Consider the following 17,790-nt stretch of genomic DNA (forward strand, 5'->3'; position numbering starts at 1 on the left):
ACAGAAAGTTAGTGAATGTTTTCACTAACTCCGAAAACCCGCGTAGAATAAGGAATATGTCGATCATCGAAAGCTCCCAGAAGCGTCCGCGCATTCTTGTCGTTGGCGGTGGCTATGTTGGCCTTTACGTCGCGATGAAATTGCAGAAGAAGGTCAAGGATCACGGTGGCATTGTCACCGTCGTAGACCCGAACCCATACATGACTTACCAGCCATTCCTGCCAGAAGTTGCAGGTGGCCAGATTGAACCGCGTCACGTTGTGGTTTCCCACCGTGCGCACTTGAAGCACTCCGAACTGGTTAACGGTCGGGTGCTGAGTATTGACCACGCAGCAAAGAAGGCAGTCGTCGCTCCCGTGAGTGGCGAAGAATTCGAGCTGGAGTACACCGATATTGTGATGTCTGCAGGTGCGATCACTCGTACCTTCCCGATTCCGGGACTAGGCGACGCGGGTATCGGCCTGAAGACCATCGAAGAGGCCGTAGCGCTGCGCAACCAGGTTGCCGAGCGTATCGAATCCGCATCGAACATGACTGATCCGGTAGCGCGCAAGCGTGCCCTGACCTTCGTAGTGGTCGGTGGCGGCTTCGCCGGCATCGAGACCATCGCCGAGCTGGAAGACATGGCTCGTCACCTGATCAAGCTCAACGATCGCATCGATGAGAAGGAAGCACGCTTCGTTCTTGTTGAGGCCATGGGCCGCATCATGCCAGAAGTTACCGAAGAGCAGGCACTGTGGGTTGTTGACCACTTGCGTAGCCGCGGTATCGAGGTTCTGCTGAACACCTCGCTGGCAGATGCCACCGACGGTGTCCTGCAGCTGATCAACATGGCTGACAAGTCCCCAGCAGGAACCTTCGGATCAGACACCTTGATCTGGTGCGCCGGTGTGATGGCGAACCCAATGGTCCGTTCCACCGACTTCCCGATCGAGCAGCGCGGCCGCATCGAGACCCGCACCGACCTGCGTATCAAGGACGAGAACGGCAACCCGCTGGAAGGCGCATGGGCTGCCGGCGACATCTCGGCCGTCAAGGACGTCACCGGCGGCCTGCCGGACGGTACCTGCGTGCCAAACGCACAGCACGCGGTACGCCAGGCGAAGTTGCTGGCGAAGAACCTCTACGCTTTGCGTTACGGTGTGGGCACCGTCAAGGAATACAAGCACAAGAACCTCGGCGCAGTTGCAGGCTTTGGCCGCAACAAGGGCGTGGCAAAGGTTCTTGGCCTGAAGCTCAAGGGCTGGCCAGCATGGATGGCTCACCGCGGTTACCACGGTATGGCCATGCCAACCTTCGAACGCAAATTCCGCGTCGTAGGCGACTGGATGGTTGCGTGGTTCTTCTCGCGCGATGCACTGCAGCTGAACAACCTTGAGACCCCGCGTGCGGCTTTCGAAGAATCGGCTAAGCCAAAAAAGGCTCCAGCCGCTAAATAAGTTTCGCTGATCGACGATCGCTGGCCGCAGGAGCCGGAAGGAATTCTGGCTCCTGTGGCATCAAGCGGTGCGGTAATTTCAGAAATTGCGAAGTTATCGCGTAAGATTTTAGAGTCTTGCCCTCATGGTGGAATTGGCATACACGGCTGACTTAAAATCAGCTGCCGAAAGGCTTGTGGGTTCGAGTCCCACTGGGGGCACTTGTGAAAAAGGCCTCTGCATCCCTTTGTTTATAAGGATGCAGAGGTCTTTTGCTTTGCCCGGAATAGACTCATGATCAAGTGCTGCGGGCAGGATTTCTTCCGAGCGTGACTCACTGGCACGCTCTAGGCATAATTCGCTTGAAATATATCGATATCATCCCTATGGCTGAGCCGATTCACAGCAAACCCAAATAAGATCATCTATACACAGCAGAACACCATTCTGCACTTAAACTTACGACTTATGGGGGAATTTAGGTTGAGCGGTAACCCGATCTTCGGTTCCAAGAACCAGTCTGCAAGCTGGGGCACCGGCTCCAATGCAGGCAGCCCGGTCGGATTCCACGAATCCGGCAACCTCAGCGCCGAACAGTTGCAGGGAATGTACCAGCAGCCGTCGGCCAACAGCCAAGACACCGGTCGCATGACCATTGGCGACACCATCAACAAGACCATCCTGTGCTTGGCGCTGGTTGTTGTAGGTGCCGCCGTAGGTTGGACCGTACCAGCACTGATGCTGCCAGGTGCATTGATTGGCTTCGTACTCGGTCTGGTGAACGTCTTCAAGAAAAAGCCGTCACCGGCTTTGATTCTTCTTTACGCGGCAGCCGAAGGCCTGTTCCTGGGTGGACTGTCCGGGTTCCTTGAGCGGATGTACGAGGGCATCGCTATCCAAGCAATCGTCGCGACCTTCTGTGTCGCCGGCGTGACCCTGGCCCTGTACCGCTCGGGTAAGTACCGGATGACGCCGAAACTGAACAAGATGTTCATGATCGCGATGATCGGCATGGTTGTCTTCTCGCTGGCCAACATGGTCATGATGATGACCGGCACCGTCGACGGCATGTTCGGCATGCGCAGCGGTGTCTTGGGTCTGGTCATTGGAGCTGTGGCTGTACTGCTGGCAACCTATGCGTTGGTCTCGGACTTCACCATGATTGAGCAGCTTTCCCGTGAGGGAGCCCCGGCCATCATGGCTTGGCGCGGTGCTTTCGGCCTGACCATGACCTTGGTCTGGCTCTACTTGGAGATTCTGCGCATTCTGGCTATTCTGCGTGGCGACGAATAAGCATATTGAAATAAATTTCTAGAACCAGTGCCCAATAAGGGCACTGGTTCTATTTTTTATGTCACAATTCCGACATGGATCCCGGTTGGGTGTCGAAGTCACGGTAACTTAGAGGGATGAAGAGTAATCGGCTGTCTCGACTGCGTCGGTTCCGCGTGGTGTTGCCGGCCAAAACGGCTGGGCATCCGGCCCCTGTATCGGCGAACCTGGATTTCCGCGAGGCCGAAGATACACCCTACGGGATGCGTTTAGCGGCCTGGTGGTCTTGGCGTTTCCTCGTGGTGGTTGCCGCCGTTGGCGTGCTCGTATGGTTGCTTTCAAAGCTGTCCTTGCTGCTCATCCCGGTAATGATTGCGGCGCTAATCACTGGCCTGCTTTCACCTGTCGTCCACGTGCTGAACCGCAAACTGGCGCTACCGCGTGTACTTTCCGTAGCGATCACCGTCATTGCTTTCCTGGCGCTGGTGATCAGCGGACTGTCGATGGCAGGACAACGGCTTACCGCCGGATTTGCTGCGCTGTGGAATCAAGCCATTGTCGGCGTGGAACAGATTCAAACGTGGCTCTTCACCGGACCTCTGCAACTAACCAACGCTGACCTGCAAAACGTCTTCGACGATGCACTGCGAGAACTGCGTTCCAACGCGACAAATATCCTCAGCGAAGCCATTAGCTGGGGCTCGGCCTTAGGCCAGATCCTCACCGGCGTATTGCTGGCGCTGTTTACCTTGATCTTCCTGCTTCTCGACGGCCGGAAGATTGGACTTTTCCTGATCAACCTCCTGCCACGCCGTGCGCGGCCTGCCATGGACGGCGCGATGACCCGCGGTTGGTCCGCATTGGTCAGTTATGTCCGAGTGCAGCTCTTGGTGGCATTCATTGACGCGGTCGGCATTGGCTTTGGTGCCTTCTTCCTGGGCGTACCTTTGGCCATGCCGTTGGGAATCATCGTTTTTATCGGCTCCTTCATTCCAATTATCGGTGCACTGGTAACCGGCGCCCTAGCTGTCCTGCTGGCGCTGGTAGCCAACGGCTGGGTCAATGCCCTGATCATGCTCGGCGTAGTTTTGCTGGTGCAGCAGGCTGAATCAAATATCCTGCAACCGCTGATTATGGGTAAAGCGGTGAGCCTGCACCCGCTGGCGGTTGTCCTGGCTGTCGCCGGAGGCACCATGGTTGCTGGCATTCCCGGCGCCCTTTTCGCGGTACCCATTATGGCCGTATTAAATGCGGTGGTGAAATATCTGGCTCGACGCGGATGGGACGATGACCCGTTCGTCCGCGATCAATATGGGGTAGGCGAAGACCCTCACGCCCCTCCGGAGCCATCCACCGAAAAATCCCCCGAACTTTTGCCGGCGCGTGAGCGCCCAGAGCACATCGCAACTGAGGACTAGATAGATGAGTAGCAAGCCGGAACTACCTGTGACATTGGCCGATATTGAACAAGCCGCGAAGGTGCTCCAGCCAGTGATCGCCCGCACCCCCATTGAGCACTCCCGAGTCCTCTCTCTGCACGCGGGAGCGGAAGTATTCTTGAAGTGCGAGAACCTGCAGCGTGCAGGCTCCTTCAAGATCCGCGGCGCATACGTACGCATGGCCAAACTAACCGACGAAGAGCGCGCCCGTGGCGTGGTTGCTGCCTCGGCGGGCAACCACGCCCAAGGTGTGGCTCAAGCGGCATCGCATCTGGGGATCAAGGCACGCATTTACATGCCCCGAGGGGTGGCATTGCCAAAATTGGCGGCCACCGAAGACCACGGAGCGCAGGTGGTACTGCACGGTGACACCGTCGATGAGGCCTTGGCCGAGGCGCAGAAATTCGCTGATGAAACCGGTGCCGTGTTTGTGCATCCCTTTGACCACCCGGACATCATTGCCGGACAGGGCACCATTGGCCTGGAGATCCTGGAGCAGCTTCCCCAGGTGGAGACCGTGCTGATGGGTGTCGGCGGCGGCGGTTTACTTGCCGGTGTTGCCATTGCGATCAAGGAAAAGGCCCGCCAGCTTGGCCGCGAAATCAAGGTTGTGGGTGTGCAGGCCGAAAACGCCGCAGCCTACCCGCCGTCGTTGGCCGCCGATGCGCTGGTCCCGTTGGATACCGTGCACACCATTGCCGACGGCATTGCCGTCGGCAAGCCAGGCCAGCTGCCCTTCGCGATCATCAAGGAACTCGTTGACGAGGTTGTTACGGTCTCCGAGGACGCGCTTGCACAAGCACTGGTAGTACTGCTGGAGCGCAACAAGCTCGTCGTGGAGCCAGCTGGAGCCGTGGGAGTTGCCGCGCTCTTGGAAGACCGCTTGCAGGAGCATGGAATCAACCCGGCCACGACCGTGGTGATCCTCTCCGGCGGCAATATTGATCCACTGCTGATGCTCAAGGTAATCCAGCGTGGTTTGAACGCCGCGGGACGATTCCTCACCGTGCGCATCATGCTGCCAGATCGCCCCGGCGCACTGGCCACCATCTCCCGGGTGATTGCCGAATCCGATGCCAACGTGACGCGTTTGGACCACACGCGGATCGGCGGCTCGCTGTCCATGGGGGACGTGGCCATCACCATCGACTTGGAAACCAAGGGGCATAAGCACTCCGAGCAGGTACTGGATAACTTGCGGGCAGAGGGCTTTGATCCGCACATCACCAATAGTGCCGGTGGTTCGGTCGCCTAGCAGAACAAAATTAGCCTAAAAAAGTGGCTCGACACCCCGGGGTGTCGAGCCACTCATTTAATAGGAGGAGGATTAGCCCTCGAAAGGTGTCGCAGAAACAATCTCCACGGCGATCTCGCGTCCGTTAGGCGCGGTGTAAGTCAGCTTGTCGCCAACCTTCTTGCCATGAACAGCCTGGCCGATAGGGGACTGCTCGGAGTAGACCTCGAGGTCGCTGTCGCCAGCAACCTCGCGGGAACCAAACAAGAAGGTGGTCTCATCGCCGGCGATGGTGGCAACTACCAGCATGCCTGGCTCGACGACTCCGTCATCTGCAGGCGCGTCGCCAACATGGGCGCGGCGTAGTAGATCCTTCAGGTACAAGATACGGGCCTCGGCCTTGCCTTGCTCTTCACGAGCAGCGTGGTAGCCACCGTTCTCCTTGAGGTCGCCCTCCGAACGTGCCTGCTCGATGCGGGCGACGATTTCGGTGCGACCTGGACCGGAGAGGAAGGTCAGTTCAGTCTGAAGGCGGTCGAAGGCCTCCTGAGTCAGCCACACGACAGGTTCGTTGCTGTTGGTGCTCACGTTGTACTTCCTTTGGTCAGTCAGGGATTTCTTATGTGTACCGTCCATGTTGGGCGGTAAAGCCAAACGCCACCCTGCGGTGGCGTTGAAGAAATCAGATTCGGTACGAATTAGTGATCTGTCGAAATTCGGCGGATGCAAGCAAAGACCCCGCTAGGCTCCTGTTCCAGTTGATCTTCAACTGGGCGCACAAACCGATGCGGGGTGAAACGTACTTTCCCACGATAATAGTCGCGATTGGGAAATAATCCCAATGCGTTCAGCTCTGAGGTTGAAGATTGCCTGCTTTATTACTTGGTGAACTCGTTCGGCACCTTGTAGCAAGACTCAACGCCGGCGGTTACCGCAAGATTATCGGTGTGCATCGGCACCGTCAGACGCTTGGTGGTCAGTACCCCGGGGTCGGTCGCTTCAAGCAGGACGGTATTAAACCCCACGGTGGCCTTTGACTCATTCATTGCGCGGACATCGCACTGCAGTCGGTGCTTGGAGTTGTATTCGACCTCGAAGACCGCTGTGGCTTGCGAGGGGGATTGCACCGAAAAATTGATGTCTTGGGCGGTGATGGCACTAAAATTACTGAAGCCAACCCAGGCCGCTCCGACGACTCCGAGGCTCAACGCGCCACCGATGAGCAAATTACGGGTGCGCTTAGCCAGCGGGCGTTTGTTGGGGTTGTTGTAGCGAGCCGTTAAGCTTGGATCAGACATTGCTTGCCCTGTACTACTCTCTGCCGTCGACTATGAGGTGTCTCTAGTCTACCGGCCGGGCCTTCAGGGAATAACGTAGGGCTACGTGAGAGTTGTCATTGATGGCATGCCATGCCGGCATGCCGGCCTGTTCACAGTGCAGAAGGAAGAGTTTACGTGGAGATTCACGACGTGAAGAAGTTAGCGCCGTCCCAGGGGCTGCGTCTCATGGCGATTCATGCCCACCCAGATGACGAGTCATCAAAGGGTGCTGCCACCATGGCCGCCTATGTTGATGCCGGCGCAGAGGTGATGGTTGTCAGCTGCACCGGTGGCGAACGCGGGGACATCCTGAACGCTGCCGTTGGCGAACTCGCGCACGCGCATCGTGATCTACCGGGGGTCCGCCGCACCGAAATGGCTGAAGCTGCCTCGGTCTTGGGCATCAAGCACCGTTGGCTGGGTTATGTCGACTCGGGCCTGCCCGAGGGTGACCCGCTGCCGGAACTCCCATTTGGTGCTTTTGCCTTGCAGCCGGTAGAAATCGCTGCGGCCGGCATCATCAAGTTGATTCGCGAGTTCCGCCCGCACGTCATCACCACCTATGACGAAAACGGCGGGTACCCTCACCCGGACCATATCCACTGTCATAAGGTCTCAGCTTTCGCTTTCGAACAGGCTGGCAACGCGCAGTTGTATCCCGAGCTGGGGGAGCCGTGGGAGGTCGACAAGCTTTACTACGACCGCGCGTTTTCGTCGGATCGCTTGCGTACCCTGCACTACGCGATGTTGGAAGGCGGCTACGAATCCCCCTACACCGAGCGCGTCGCAAAGTGGGAAAATGACGAAGAGAACGAAATGTTCAAGTGGGTTTCGCCACACACCACGACCACCCAGGTGCACTGCGCAGATTATTTCACCTTGCGAGATCAGGCACTCTTAGCGCACCGAACGCAGATTGACCCGGAGGGATTCTTCTTCGCGGTGCCAGAGCATATTTATGCCGAGTCATGGCCGTGGGAGGATTACACGCTGATCTCGTCGAAGGTTGCGACACAGCTGCCCGAGACAGATCTGTTTGCCGGACTAAGATAGAACCACGTACCTTCCAGTTCCAGAAAAGAGTTGTCCCCACACCGTGAATGCGATTTACGCGACCATGATGGTTGCGAGTACCAACGTACAGAACGAAGCGCTGGAGGAGAACAGCTATGGCCCGGGTTTCCTCGGCTTTGTGTTCACCGCGTTTCTGGCACTGGCAGTGATCTTCCTGATTCGTGACATGGTGCGCCGCGTCCGTCGTGTCCGTTACGCCTCGGAAGCCGAATCCAAGCAGAATGAGCTGATGCTCAAGGGCGAGAACCAACCAGTTCAAGAGCCTAGCGATCCAGTGGATCCGAAAACCTCCGAAGACAGCTAGGCCACAGAGCCTGGAACAGGCCTCATGCTGACCCACCGCGTTGTGAAAGGTCAGCATGGGGCCTGTTTTTTCCCGCGAGGTACATCAATCGCTCAGCCTTCGGCCGAATTGGAGGTGAGCAAGGACACCTTGGCGGCGTGGTGAGGCAGAATGGCGCTATGGGACAAAGAATCGCCAATAGCTCCAGCGCCTACCTCCGCCAGCACTCGCATCAAGAGGTTGACTGGTGGCCCTATGGAGATGAAGCCTTCGAACAGGCTCGCCTGCGTGACGTGCCGGTGATGCTTTCCATCGGCTACGCGGCCTGCCACTGGTGCCACGTGATGAGCCATGAATCTTTTGATGACCCGCAGATCGCCCGGAAACTCAACGATAACTTTATTTCCATCAAGGTGGACCGCGAAGAACACCCGTTGGTCGACGACACCTACATGATGGCAACCCAGGCGCTGACGGGGGCCGGAGGGTGGCCCATGACGATCTTCGCGATGCCCGACGGACGCGCTTTCCATACGGGCACCTATTATCCGAGTGAGCCTCGCGGAAAAGTTCCGTCCTTCACCCAAGTAGTAGACGCCGTCCATCAGGGGTGGGAAGAGCACCGAGAGGGACTCGAAGAGCAAGCCCAGATGCTCGCTGAGCACCTCGCCGAACTGGGGTCACGGCAAGGTGCCCTGCTGACGATGAGCATGGACTCCACAGCTGCCAAGGCCCTGCGCCAGGCTAGCCGTCACTGGATCGCAACGAGCAAAGCCGAGGGCGGCTTCACCCCTGCACCAAAGTTCCCACCCACCTGGGCACTGAAGACCATGTGGCGCACGGTGCTCCTGGACGGCGAACTCGGTGCCGAAGCCTTTGAACCTCTGGCGACAAGCTTAGAAGCGATACTGCTGGGGGGTCTGCGAGATCATCTCTCCGGAGGCTTCGCCCGATATTGTGTGGATGAAAATTGGACGATCCCGCACTTTGAAAAAATGCTCTACGACAACGCCGGCTTGCTTTCTTTATGCGCGCGGACCGCGGTCTTCGCGACGCAGTTTGCGCAGCAGCATCCCCAGCAGTCGCAGCGAGCCACACAGTTAGCGCAGTTAGCCCGCCAAGCGGCTCTGGATACGGCGAGCTTCTTGAGCAACGACCTCTTGACTTCCGAAGCCGGTGCGCCCCACCGCGCTTTTGCCGCTTCGCTGGACGCAGACTCGCTGCGCGGCACGTCGAGCGTCGAAGGTGCAGCCTATACGTTCACCAGAGAAGAATGCCTTCAGGCGGTGCGCCGAGCAGGTGTCGAGCTGCCCGCGGACCTGGTGCGATTAGCTGGCATCGCCGAAGATCCGGGGTACTACCACGTCTCGTTGACCCGGATCCCGGTTGACGGCGAGAGACAAATTTGGGATGCCTTCAGAGCCGAACTGCGCACCGTGCGCGCCACCAGGCCAAGCCCGGGACGCGATGAGAAGATCATCGCCGGATGGAATGGTCTCGCCATTGAAGCGCTCGCCGAAGCAGGAGAGCTACTCGATGAACCACAGCTCGCCCAGCTAGCCGAACAGGTTGCCACCACGCTATGGGAGGTGCACTGGGATGCGCAGAGCCAAACGCTGGCGCGAGTGAGCTTTGCCGGTCAACGTTCGGCAAATAATGAGGGGACCTTAGAAGACTATGCCGGGCTTACCCTGGGGTTCTTAGCGCTGACCCAGAGTCCGCGCTACAGCGTGTGGCAGGAACGCGCTGGCATCTTGATCGAAAAGACCGCATGCTTCATCGATCTGGAGACCGGGATTCCTCGCGACGCCTTGGCCTTGGATGACCGCTTGAGCAAACAACGTTCACAGATTGCCCCGGTGACGGTACTCGACGACGCTATTCCTGCTGCGGCCGCGCTCTATGCCAAGGCATTGAGCCGGTTAGCTATCCAGCGGATGGCCGACGAAAATTTTGATGATTCGGGCCAGGAACAATTTGACCTGGCACACCGGCTTAGCGCTCACGGTGTGGCGCTCGCCGGTCAGGCTCCCACCCAGGTAGCGACCGCACTTGAGGTGCAGTCGGTACTCGGCTCGGCGGTTCATTATGTGAAGTTAAACGGCGCAGGCTCAGCCGAGCGCCACCATTTGCTGAGCTTATGCCGGGGCCTGGGGATCGAAGTCCGGAGCTCTGCGCAGACCACTTCCGGGACACAAGACCTAGAAATTCAGCCTTGCCGGCTGTCGCAATGTAATCTTCCGGTGCACGATGTTTCCTCGTTGTTGACTTTGTTGGCAGGTGAATAAGCCTTAGCTGCGGATGCTTGGCTGCACGGTGTTGTGGGGGAAACACGATAGATTTAGTTTCAAGAAAACTTTTGAACGTGTGCGAAAGCGAGGAACCCGGTGCGTCTTCCCTCTCTTGTATACCGTTTCTACGAACGGCGCCTAGCGAAGTCGCTACCCGGTGACAAGTTGCCCCACCACATTGGTGTCATGGTTGATGGCAATCGCCGCTGGGCGAAATTAGCAGGTAGCCCCACCATGGCAGGCCATCAGGCCGGCGCGGATAAGATCCTTGAGTTCCTCGAATGGTGTGAGGACCTTGGCATCAAGGTAGTCACCCTCTACATGCTTTCCACCGACAACCTCAACCGCGAACCCAGTGAGCTGCGTGATTTGCTGGAAGTCATCGGCAACACGCTGGATCGGTTGGGCGAAACGAACCAGGTGAAGGTGCAGCAAGTTGGTGCGGTGGACGTGCTGCCCGAGGAGCTCGCGGCGAAGCTTGCAGCGCTGGAAGCAAGCACCGCTCAACGGACCGGAGTCCACGTCAACGTGGCCATTGGCTACGGCGGGCGACGTGAAATCATCGACGCGATCAAGTCCTTGCTGCGCGATGCCTCAGAACATGGGCGTTCGTTGGATTCGGTGGGCGAATCGCTGTGCATCGATGAACTTGAATCGTACTTGTACACCAAAGGCCAGCCGGATCCGGATCTGGTGATTCGCACCAGCGGTGAGCAACGCCTGAGCGGCTTCTTGACGTGGCAAAGCGCCTACTCGGAGTTTTATTTCTGCGAGGCCCTCTGGCCGGACTTCCGCCGCGTCGATTTCTTACGCGCGCTTCGTGACTTTGCCGATCGGCAGCGTCGTTTCGGCGCTTAAAACGTCCGCTGAGTTGGCAAGTATTGATCGTTTCCGAAAATGATACTTTGCTGTAACCTGTTGGAGCAGTAAGCGGTCTATGGTGAGCATATGGCGGGACATCACAGTCCCGGCAGACCGAAAGGTTCCTCACTAGATGACAAGATGCGGCGTACTCACGAAGCGATTCGTGGTTCACCCTTGGCATCCGGTAGCGGGACTTCCCACTAAAGCGTGGGGAGATTCCCCACGCCGGATTCGAGAATGGGTGCGCTGTTATGACCCGAACTACCAACTCGGCCGTCCGCACATACGTCATTGACACCTCGGTGTTGTTGTCGGACCCGAAAGCGATGTTCCACTTCGAGGAGCACCACGTGGTGATCCCGTTGACAGTCATTACCGAGCTGGAACACAAGCGCAAAGACCCGGACCTGGGCTTTTTTGCCCGCCAAGCATTGCGCCTGCTCGATGAACTGATCGCCAGCCACGGGGGACTTTCCCAAGCCGTTCCGGTTTCCGACGCCGGAGGCACGCTGCGCATTGAACTGAACAATATTGCCGCCAATGTCTTGCCCGTGGGAATGCGGTCGGGGGAGAACGACACGCGCATCCTTGCGGTGGCCAAGCACCTGCTTGATGAGGGCCAGGACGTGGCCCTGGTGACCAAGGACCTGCCGATGCGCATCAAGGCCTCCGCGATTGGTATCCACGCCGAGGTTTATCGTAATGAATTGATCGCCTCCACCGGATGGAGCGGGGTGCAATCACTGGAGCTGGACGAGGCGAGCATGGCCACGCTGTATGAGTCCGAAAAGCTCATCAATCTCCCCGAAGCCAGCCAAAGCCCGATCAATACCGGCTTTGTCATTACCTCGCCTAGAGGCAGCGCGTTGGCGCGCAAGGTCACGGCTGACACCGTTAAGCTGGTCCGTGGCGACCTTCAGGCATTCGGCTTGCATGGAAGAAGCGCCGAGCAGCGTATTGCTCTGGACCTGTTGATGGATCCCAACGTGGGAATCGTGTCGATGGGTGGCAGCGCAGGTACCGGAAAATCCGCGCTTGCGTTGTGTGCCGGGATGGAAGCGGTGCTCGAACGCCGCGAACACCGTAAGATCACGGTGTTCCGCCCGCTCTATGCGGTCGGTGGCCAGGAGCTTGGTTATTTGCCTGGTTCCGAAGGGGAGAAGATGGGGCCTTGGGCCCAAGCGGTCTTTGATACTCTCGGATCCATCGTGTCTAAGAACGTCATAGATGAGGTACTCGAACGCGGCATGCTCGAAGTGTTGCCACTGACCCACATTCGTGGGCGCTCCTTGCACGATTCTTTTGTGATTGTCGACGAAGCGCAGTCGCTGGAACGCAATGTGCTGCTGACGGTCCTTTCCCGGATCGGGCAGAACTCGAAGGTAGTGCTCACCCATGACGTGGCACAGCGAGATAACCTGCATGTTGGACGACATGATGGGGTCTCCGCGGTGGTTGAGCAGCTTAAGGGCCATAGCCTCTTCGGGCATGTGACCCTGATGCGTTCGGAACGCTCGGCTATCGCCGCGCTGGTCACCGAAATGCTGGACGGTCCGCTGACCTAAGGTGCGGCGCGCACCGTCCACGGGATGTGTGCGCGCACATCGGTCATCGTTGGGGTGGGGCTGGTAAACAGAGAGTCAATATAGTACTCATTTTTCGCCAACACCGTGATACCCAGCGGGGCCTCGCTGCTGCCTAAGACCCTGCGTTCAACACATATTCCGGTGTCAAGATCCAGCACGATCAGTGTTTGGGTCCCAGCCGGAACCAAAGCGAACACCGGGCTCCGTGGATGGTAATTATGCCCGGCGGTGAGCACCGCCGAAAGTTGCGCGCGTCCGTGCGAGCTACGCGTTTCGGCGAGCTCATGAATGTAGGTCGGGTGTTCAAAAGCTAGATCCAGGGAAGCTGGCTCGGTGCCCGCCAGTTCATAGGGATCAAGTACGGATGCCAAGAAATCCAGGGGCAACAAGTCTTGATAGCCGTCGATTTGCGGGCGTCTGGCAATGAGATGGTCCTCGGTATAGACCGGGGACGTTAGCGAGGCAGGTAAGGACCAGGAGGAGCCGGTGGCAGCCACGTAGTCTTGGCCTCGTTCTGCAGTAAAAAGTTCACGTTGATAGCAGACGGTATCTTCGTGGTTGCTGATCGCGATGGCTTCGCGCCCACGCAGTATTAGACCCAACGTGCCGTGCAGACCAGATTGGGCCAAGTGTTCAGGAACATTTAGCTCCAGTCGCAGGGAAGTGCTCAACCATGGTGCGGAGCGGGCCAGCGCACGGAAACGTCGCCGGGCGGCAGAATCAGGTGCCGGGTGATCGGGAAATAACTGCTCGGAAGCTGACGTGATCATATTTCCAGTGTAGAAGCACCCGCGTTATTCACAACCCAGCACATCGTACTAGAGCACCTGAGGTACTGGCCCTATGCTCTAAACATGATCACGCTCTGGCAAGAATCTTTGTGGACCGCTCTACCTCTGGTGCTGTTCTGCGCAAGTTTCCTTTGTTTCGGAGTGCTTTTGTCGCTAACAGATATCAAAGAGCACCGGCTACCGAACAGGTTGTTACTTCGCTGGGTAGTAATGAGTGCGGTGCTTCTACTGGGGCTGAGCATAGTGCGTGGGCAGTACCTTCCATTGCTCAATGCCGGGCTGGGAGCGCTCATTTTGGGTGGGGCGTATCTGCTACTTGCACTGATTTCGCGTGGAGCCATGGGCATGGGCGACGTGAAGCTTGCGATAGTGCTGGGTCTGAACGTCGGCTACTTTTCCTTATCTGCCCTATTCTTGGCCAGTGTGTTCGCGTTTGTGCTGGCTAGCCTAGTGGTGCTGAGTGGAATGATTGCTGGCAAACTGAACGCGAAGTCCGCGGTGGCCTTTGGCCCGTTCATGATCCTAGGTGCAGCACTTGCTTTGCTTATGACACCATAGGGCCATGACAACTCCGGAATTCATCACCGATCTGCGCACTCGTATTGGACATGACCTGCTCTGGTTGAGCGGGGTGAAGGTCGTGGTTTTTAACGGATCTCAGGTGTTGCTGGTGCGCAGGGTGGACAACGGACTGTGGACCTTGCCTGCGGGAATCATTGAACCAGGTGACGAAGCCTCGCATACCGCGGTCCGTGAAGTTTTGGAGGAGACCGGGGTGCGCTGTGAGCTGACGCATTTATTAGGAGTGGGAGTGACCGCCCCAGCGACCTATCCAAATGGTGACCACGCGCAGTATTTAGATATCGTATTTCGGGCCATACATCTGGGCGGCGAAGCACGAATCAACGATGACGAGAATTTAGAAGTCGGTTATTTTGAACTTTCCGACCGCCCGAGCCTGCCACCACTGCATGAGCGAGCCATTGACTGGGCACTGAATCCGAAGCCCGGCGGATATTTCGCCTGAGATAAACGCCAACGCCCCGCACGAAGCGGTTCGCATCCACCCAATAATTTTGGGGGATAGCGACGCTCGTACGGGGCGATGAACCGCTGAGAGCAGACTACTCCTTGGGATGTTCCACCGATGAGTCACTAGCTGGTGAGTCATGATCAGTAAGCAGAACTCCACCACCGTGTTTGGCAGCGCGCTCGGCCTCTTCAAGTTCCTTGGCTTCCAGCCCGCCGATCGCCTCACCACGTGCCACCATACCGGCGGTGTCCGAGAGCGGAACCTGCTTGAGGAACAGTGCCAGTACGAAGGCTAGAAGAATAAACGGAATCAGGTACCAGAACACCGGGGCCAACGAGTCAGCGTAAGCGGTGACAATGCCATCGCGTAGCTGCTCAGGAAGCTGGGCCAAGGTCTGCGGGTCCAAGGTTGCCGTCGCGTTGCCCGCATCGGCCGCGCTCGCGCCGGACGCCGTAAAGACCTCGGTGAGATTCTCCGAAAGTCTATTGGTGAACATCGCACCGAAGATCGCCACACCCAAGGATGCGCCAACTTCACGGAAGTAGTTGTTAGTCGACGTGGCGGTTCCGACCATCGCCGGATCTACCGCATTCTGCACCACAAGCACTACCACTTGCATGATCAGGCCCAGGCCTGTGCCGAAGACAAACAGGTACACGCAGATAAGCCACAACGGGGTGCTTGCGCTCAATGAGGTGAATGCGAGCATGGCCAAGGCGGTGACCAGGGCACCGGCAATCGGGTAGCCCTTATACTTGCCGGATTTGGTGATGGCGATACCAGACCAAATGCTGGTACCCATCATGCCCACCATCATTGGAAGCATTAACAGACCCGATACGGCCGCCGAGGTCCCGGAGGACATCTGCAAGAAGGTCGGCACGAAGGCGATGGCCGCGAACATGCCTAGACCCAGCGTAAAGCCGATCGCCGTAGCGTTGATGAAGATGCGGTTTTTGAATAGCGACAGCGGGATGATTGGATCTTCGGCGCGGGCTTCAACGATGATGAACAGCACCGCCGCGGTGAGCATGCCAAGGCCCCAACCCCAGGTTTCCAAAGCAGTCCAGCCGTGGTTTTTCGACCCACCAAAGTCGGTGAAGAAGATCAGGCAGGTAGTTGCGATCGACAGCAACAGCACACCAAGAATGTCGATTTTCTTGGTGGACTTCTTATTCGGGATGGTCAGCGCAAACCAAGCAATCAAGAACGCGCCGATGCCGATAGGGATGTTGATGTAGAAAGCCCACTGCCAGGTCAGATGGTCGACAAAGAATCCACCGAGCAACGGACCGGCAACCGCCGAGAGGCCAAAGATAGCACCGAGCGGGCCCATGTACTTGCCGCGCTGGGATGCCGGGACGATGTCGGCAATGATTGCCTGCGAGAGGATCATCAGGCCACCGCCGCCCAGGCCCTGCATGGCGCGGAAGAAGACGAAGGTCCAGAATGTTCCGGCGAAGGCTGCGCCTACGGAAGCTAAGGTGAACAGCGCGATGGCAATAAGGAAGAGATTACGACGGCCAAGGACGTCACCGAACTTGCCGTAAATCGGCATCACAATGGTGGTGGCCAGCAGGTAGGCGGTGGTGATCCAGGCCTGGTGCTCGACGCCGCCGAGCTGTCCAACGATGGTTGGCATTGCGGTGGACACGATGGTCTGGTCTAAGGAGGAAAGCATCATTCCGGCGATGAGCGCGGAGAAAATGATCCAAATCCTTCGTTGCGTCAGGAGCAACGGTGCCGATTCCGGGGATTTCCGGGATTCGGTGGTTGAAGTCATGCGTGGGATCCTTGCAAGATATGAGAGTCGGGCGGGGTGGCGCTCGGTTAAGAGCGGGTCAGTGGCTGGCTGTAAATCTCGCGTCCCATAGTGAGCACCGCGAGATATTCCTCGGCCAATGAACGTTCGCTGTCCGAGGCCAAATACCGGTCGACGGCTTTGAACGTGGCGAACTGCAGGGAATGAACCAGTAGTTCAAGTCCCGGGTGTGAAGCCTCAACGCCTTCACGTTGGGCGATGAGTTTCATGAATTCGGCCTGGCGTTCGGGACCGACCTTGATCATCCGCTCTAAGAGCTCCGGTTCACGGTGTACCGCGGCGAAGAATCCTTGGGTGCTACCGATGGCCTGTTCGTCTCGATTGAGCAGTTCGACGAACAAGGCGACAAGATCTGCCTGCAGGGTAGGGGAGATCCCTTGGATTCCGGCCGGACGCGAGGCCATGAACCGGTCTAAAGCATCGGCTGGGATTCCGTCGTCGTCGTGACCGAAAACGGCGTCGATTTTTGCAGCGAAGTAATTAAAAAAAGTCCGCCGTGAGATTCCCACCCCAGCGCAGAGCTGGTCGACGGTGAACCCGGCAAAGCCGTGTTCTGCGGTCAGTTCGCGTGCATGTTGGGTGATCGACAGGCGTGTTTTTTGCATGCGTGCGCTGAGCCCGGCTGGAGCGGTAGCCGGGACAGTACCGGTAGTTGCACTATTGTTCACAAGATGCAGTTTTGCACCTACTGGCACCTCAGTGCAAATTATGTTATCGGGAACACAATCTCAGCTCGTTAGCCGAACGCTCGCGCGAGTGTGTTGCCTCGTAATAGGCTGTGATCCATGACCTCGCTACGACTGCTCCCGCCCAGCGCTCATCTGCATGAATCGTGGCTTCGCAATACGGAAGAATGGGATGGAGCGGACCAACAGGGCGCTTCGGTCTTCTTGGCAGATAAATACGGTTGGGACCTGAAGAGCCCTAAAGATTTCTCGCGCTGGGTGCGTTTGCTCAACGACCTTGCCGATACACAGCATCAGCCACCGACTGGATTTGTTAACCAGTGCACGCTCTGGCTGGAACGGGATGAAGAATACCTCGGTGCGGTAAGCCTGCGGTATGCGCTGATCAACGATTTCCTTCAAGTCGTCGGCGGGCATATTGGTTATGGAATTCGTCCGAGTGCCCGCGGGGAAGGCCTTGCCGCACAAGCACTCAAGGCAATACTTGAAGTGGCTAGAACCCGCGGGATGCGACAGGTGCTGCTGACCTGCGACGATTCAAATATTGGTTCAGCAAAAACGATTGTGGCCTGCGGGGGACGGCTCGAAAGAATTCTCCCAGTCGAGGAGCTCGCCGCCCAATTTGGTTCTGTTGCGCCCGTTCGAAGATATTGGATCGATCTCTAAGCCGGTGCCGTT

Annotated in this window: 17 protein-coding genes and 1 tRNA gene; 13 read left to right on the plus strand and 5 right to left on the minus strand. The window is 57.7% G+C overall.

Translation table 11 applies throughout. The annotated features are described in order from the left end of the window. Window positions 1-56 precede the first annotated feature (56 nt). From ACX5K5_RS03420 to ilvA, 5 genes are all read left to right on the plus strand, one after another. Window positions 57-1,439, plus strand: coding sequence for an NAD(P)/FAD-dependent oxidoreductase (locus tag ACX5K5_RS03420; protein WP_096256567.1), 1,383 nt, complete (start codon window positions 57-59; stop codon window positions 1,437-1,439). A gap of 118 nt (window positions 1,440-1,557) precedes the next feature. Further along, a tRNA-Leu gene (locus tag ACX5K5_RS03425) sits at window positions 1,558-1,639 on the plus strand. Between the two features lie 247 nt (window positions 1,640-1,886). Then, on the plus strand, window positions 1,887-2,711 hold the full coding sequence (locus tag ACX5K5_RS03430) for a Bax inhibitor-1/YccA family protein (RefSeq protein ID WP_188684355.1): 825 nt from the start codon (window positions 1,887-1,889) through the stop codon (window positions 2,709-2,711). 116 nt (window positions 2,712-2,827) lie between these two features. After that, complete coding sequence (locus ACX5K5_RS03435; RefSeq protein WP_188684357.1) at window positions 2,828-4,108, plus strand: AI-2E family transporter; 1,281 nt, start codon at window positions 2,828-2,830, stop codon at window positions 4,106-4,108. Between the two features lie 4 nt (window positions 4,109-4,112). Then, entirely contained in the window at window positions 4,113-5,384 is a 1,272-nt protein-coding gene (ilvA, locus tag ACX5K5_RS03440) for a threonine ammonia-lyase (protein ID WP_096256570.1), read from the plus strand. Window positions 5,385-5,456: 72 nt separating this feature from the next. Here ilvA and greA read toward each other — a convergent pair whose 3' ends face one another. Together greA and ACX5K5_RS03450 are read right to left on the minus strand one after the other, a co-directional pair. Then, window positions 5,457-5,951: a transcription elongation factor GreA gene (greA, locus tag ACX5K5_RS03445; RefSeq protein WP_096256571.1), complete on the minus strand. Its 495-nt coding sequence runs from the start codon at window positions 5,949-5,951 to the stop codon at window positions 5,457-5,459. Window positions 5,952-6,241: 290 nt separating this feature from the next. Beyond that, complete coding sequence (locus tag ACX5K5_RS03450; RefSeq protein WP_096256572.1) at window positions 6,242-6,661, minus strand: DUF4307 domain-containing protein; 420 nt, start codon at window positions 6,659-6,661, stop codon at window positions 6,242-6,244. Window positions 6,662-6,868: 207 nt separating this feature from the next. Between ACX5K5_RS03450 and mca the strand changes: the two genes are divergently transcribed. The 5 genes from mca to ACX5K5_RS03475 all read left to right on the plus strand — a co-directional run bounded on the left by mca (window position 6,869) and on the right by ACX5K5_RS03475 (window position 12,759). Then, entirely contained in the window at window positions 6,869-7,735 is an 867-nt protein-coding gene (gene mca / locus ACX5K5_RS03455; protein ID WP_346059925.1) for a mycothiol conjugate amidase Mca, read from the plus strand. A 43-nt stretch (window positions 7,736-7,778) separates the two neighbouring features. Next, on the plus strand, window positions 7,779-8,060 hold the full coding sequence (locus ACX5K5_RS03460; RefSeq protein WP_096256574.1) for a hypothetical protein: 282 nt from the start codon (window positions 7,779-7,781) through the stop codon (window positions 8,058-8,060). A 158-nt stretch (window positions 8,061-8,218) separates the two neighbouring features. Beyond that, window positions 8,219-10,327, plus strand: coding sequence for a thioredoxin domain-containing protein (locus ACX5K5_RS03465; RefSeq protein ID WP_346059891.1), 2,109 nt, complete (start codon window positions 8,219-8,221; stop codon window positions 10,325-10,327). Window positions 10,328-10,426: 99 nt separating this feature from the next. Continuing rightward, entirely contained in the window at window positions 10,427-11,188 is a 762-nt protein-coding gene (locus ACX5K5_RS03470; protein WP_096256576.1) for an isoprenyl transferase, read from the plus strand. 257 nt (window positions 11,189-11,445) lie between these two features. Then, window positions 11,446-12,759, plus strand: coding sequence for an RNA 5'-3' helicase PhoH2 (locus ACX5K5_RS03475; RefSeq protein WP_459175031.1), 1,314 nt, complete (start codon window positions 11,446-11,448; stop codon window positions 12,757-12,759). On the opposite strand, the gene ACX5K5_RS03480 is transcribed toward ACX5K5_RS03475, so the two are convergent. Beyond that, window positions 12,756-13,550 carry a hypothetical protein gene (locus tag ACX5K5_RS03480; RefSeq protein WP_188684370.1) on the minus strand — a complete coding sequence of 265 codons (795 nt, stop codon included), beginning with the start codon at window positions 13,548-13,550 and terminating at the stop codon, window positions 12,756-12,758. The genes ACX5K5_RS03475 and ACX5K5_RS03480 overlap by 4 nt on opposite strands. A gap of 84 nt (window positions 13,551-13,634) precedes the next feature. Here ACX5K5_RS03480 and ACX5K5_RS03485 point away from each other — a divergent pair, with 84 nt between their 5' ends. Together ACX5K5_RS03485 and ACX5K5_RS03490 are read left to right on the plus strand one after the other, a co-directional pair. Then, the gene (locus tag ACX5K5_RS03485) at window positions 13,635-14,129 is read left to right on the plus strand and encodes a prepilin peptidase (protein WP_096256579.1); all 495 of its coding nucleotides are present in this window, start codon (window positions 13,635-13,637) and stop codon (window positions 14,127-14,129) included. A gap of 4 nt (window positions 14,130-14,133) precedes the next feature. Then, window positions 14,134-14,598, plus strand: a complete 465-nt coding sequence (locus ACX5K5_RS03490) for an NUDIX hydrolase (RefSeq protein WP_096256580.1) — start codon at window positions 14,134-14,136, stop codon at window positions 14,596-14,598. 97 nt (window positions 14,599-14,695) lie between these two features. Here the strand turns inward: ACX5K5_RS03490 and ACX5K5_RS03495 are convergent, their stop codons facing one another. Continuing rightward, the gene (locus ACX5K5_RS03495) at window positions 14,696-16,387 is read right to left on the minus strand and encodes an MDR family MFS transporter (RefSeq protein ID WP_096256581.1); all 1,692 of its coding nucleotides are present in this window, start codon (window positions 16,385-16,387) and stop codon (window positions 14,696-14,698) included. 47 nt (window positions 16,388-16,434) lie between these two features. Then, window positions 16,435-17,094, minus strand: coding sequence for a TetR/AcrR family transcriptional regulator (locus ACX5K5_RS03500; RefSeq protein ID WP_229677025.1), 660 nt, complete (start codon window positions 17,092-17,094; stop codon window positions 16,435-16,437). Window positions 17,095-17,211: 117 nt separating this feature from the next. On the opposite strand from ACX5K5_RS03500, the gene ACX5K5_RS03505 reads away from it, so the two are divergent. After that, window positions 17,212-17,778 carry a GNAT family N-acetyltransferase gene (locus ACX5K5_RS03505; protein WP_096256582.1) on the plus strand — a complete coding sequence of 189 codons (567 nt, stop codon included), beginning with the start codon at window positions 17,212-17,214 and terminating at the stop codon, window positions 17,776-17,778. The last annotated feature ends 12 nt before the right edge of the window (window positions 17,779-17,790 follow it).

It is taken from the genome of Glutamicibacter bergerei, from assembly GCF_054495185.1.

What these genes read in the sequence shown, in the direction of transcription:
- ACX5K5_RS03435 (WP_188684357.1), top strand. Translation starts at nt 2,828, where the DNA reads ATGAAGAGTAATCGGCTGTCTCGACTGCGTCGGTTCCGCGTGGTGTTG.
- ACX5K5_RS03495 (WP_096256581.1), bottom strand. Translation starts at nt 16,387, where the DNA reads ATGACTTCAACCACCGAATCCCGGAAATCCCCGGAATCGGCACCGTTG.
- ACX5K5_RS03430 (WP_188684355.1), top strand. Translation starts at nt 1,887, where the DNA reads ATGGGGGAATTTAGGTTGAGCGGTAACCCGATCTTCGGTTCCAAGAAC.
- ilvA (WP_096256570.1), top strand. Translation starts at nt 4,113, where the DNA reads ATGAGTAGCAAGCCGGAACTACCTGTGACATTGGCCGATATTGAACAA.
- ACX5K5_RS03420 (WP_096256567.1), top strand. Translation starts at nt 57, where the DNA reads ATGTCGATCATCGAAAGCTCCCAGAAGCGTCCGCGCATTCTTGTCGTT.
- ACX5K5_RS03490 (WP_096256580.1), top strand. Translation starts at nt 14,134, where the DNA reads ATGACAACTCCGGAATTCATCACCGATCTGCGCACTCGTATTGGACAT.
- ACX5K5_RS03475 (WP_459175031.1), top strand. Translation starts at nt 11,446, where the DNA reads ATGACCCGAACTACCAACTCGGCCGTCCGCACATACGTCATTGACACC.
- ACX5K5_RS03480 (WP_188684370.1), bottom strand. Translation starts at nt 13,550, where the DNA reads ATGATCACGTCAGCTTCCGAGCAGTTATTTCCCGATCACCCGGCACCT.
- ACX5K5_RS03450 (WP_096256572.1), bottom strand. Translation starts at nt 6,661, where the DNA reads ATGTCTGATCCAAGCTTAACGGCTCGCTACAACAACCCCAACAAACGC.
- ACX5K5_RS03465 (WP_346059891.1), top strand. Translation starts at nt 8,219, where the DNA reads ATGGGACAAAGAATCGCCAATAGCTCCAGCGCCTACCTCCGCCAGCAC.
- ACX5K5_RS03505 (WP_096256582.1), top strand. Translation starts at nt 17,212, where the DNA reads ATGACCTCGCTACGACTGCTCCCGCCCAGCGCTCATCTGCATGAATCG.
- ACX5K5_RS03485 (WP_096256579.1), top strand. Translation starts at nt 13,635, where the DNA reads ATGATCACGCTCTGGCAAGAATCTTTGTGGACCGCTCTACCTCTGGTG.
- mca (WP_346059925.1), top strand. Translation starts at nt 6,869, where the DNA reads ATGGCGATTCATGCCCACCCAGATGACGAGTCATCAAAGGGTGCTGCC.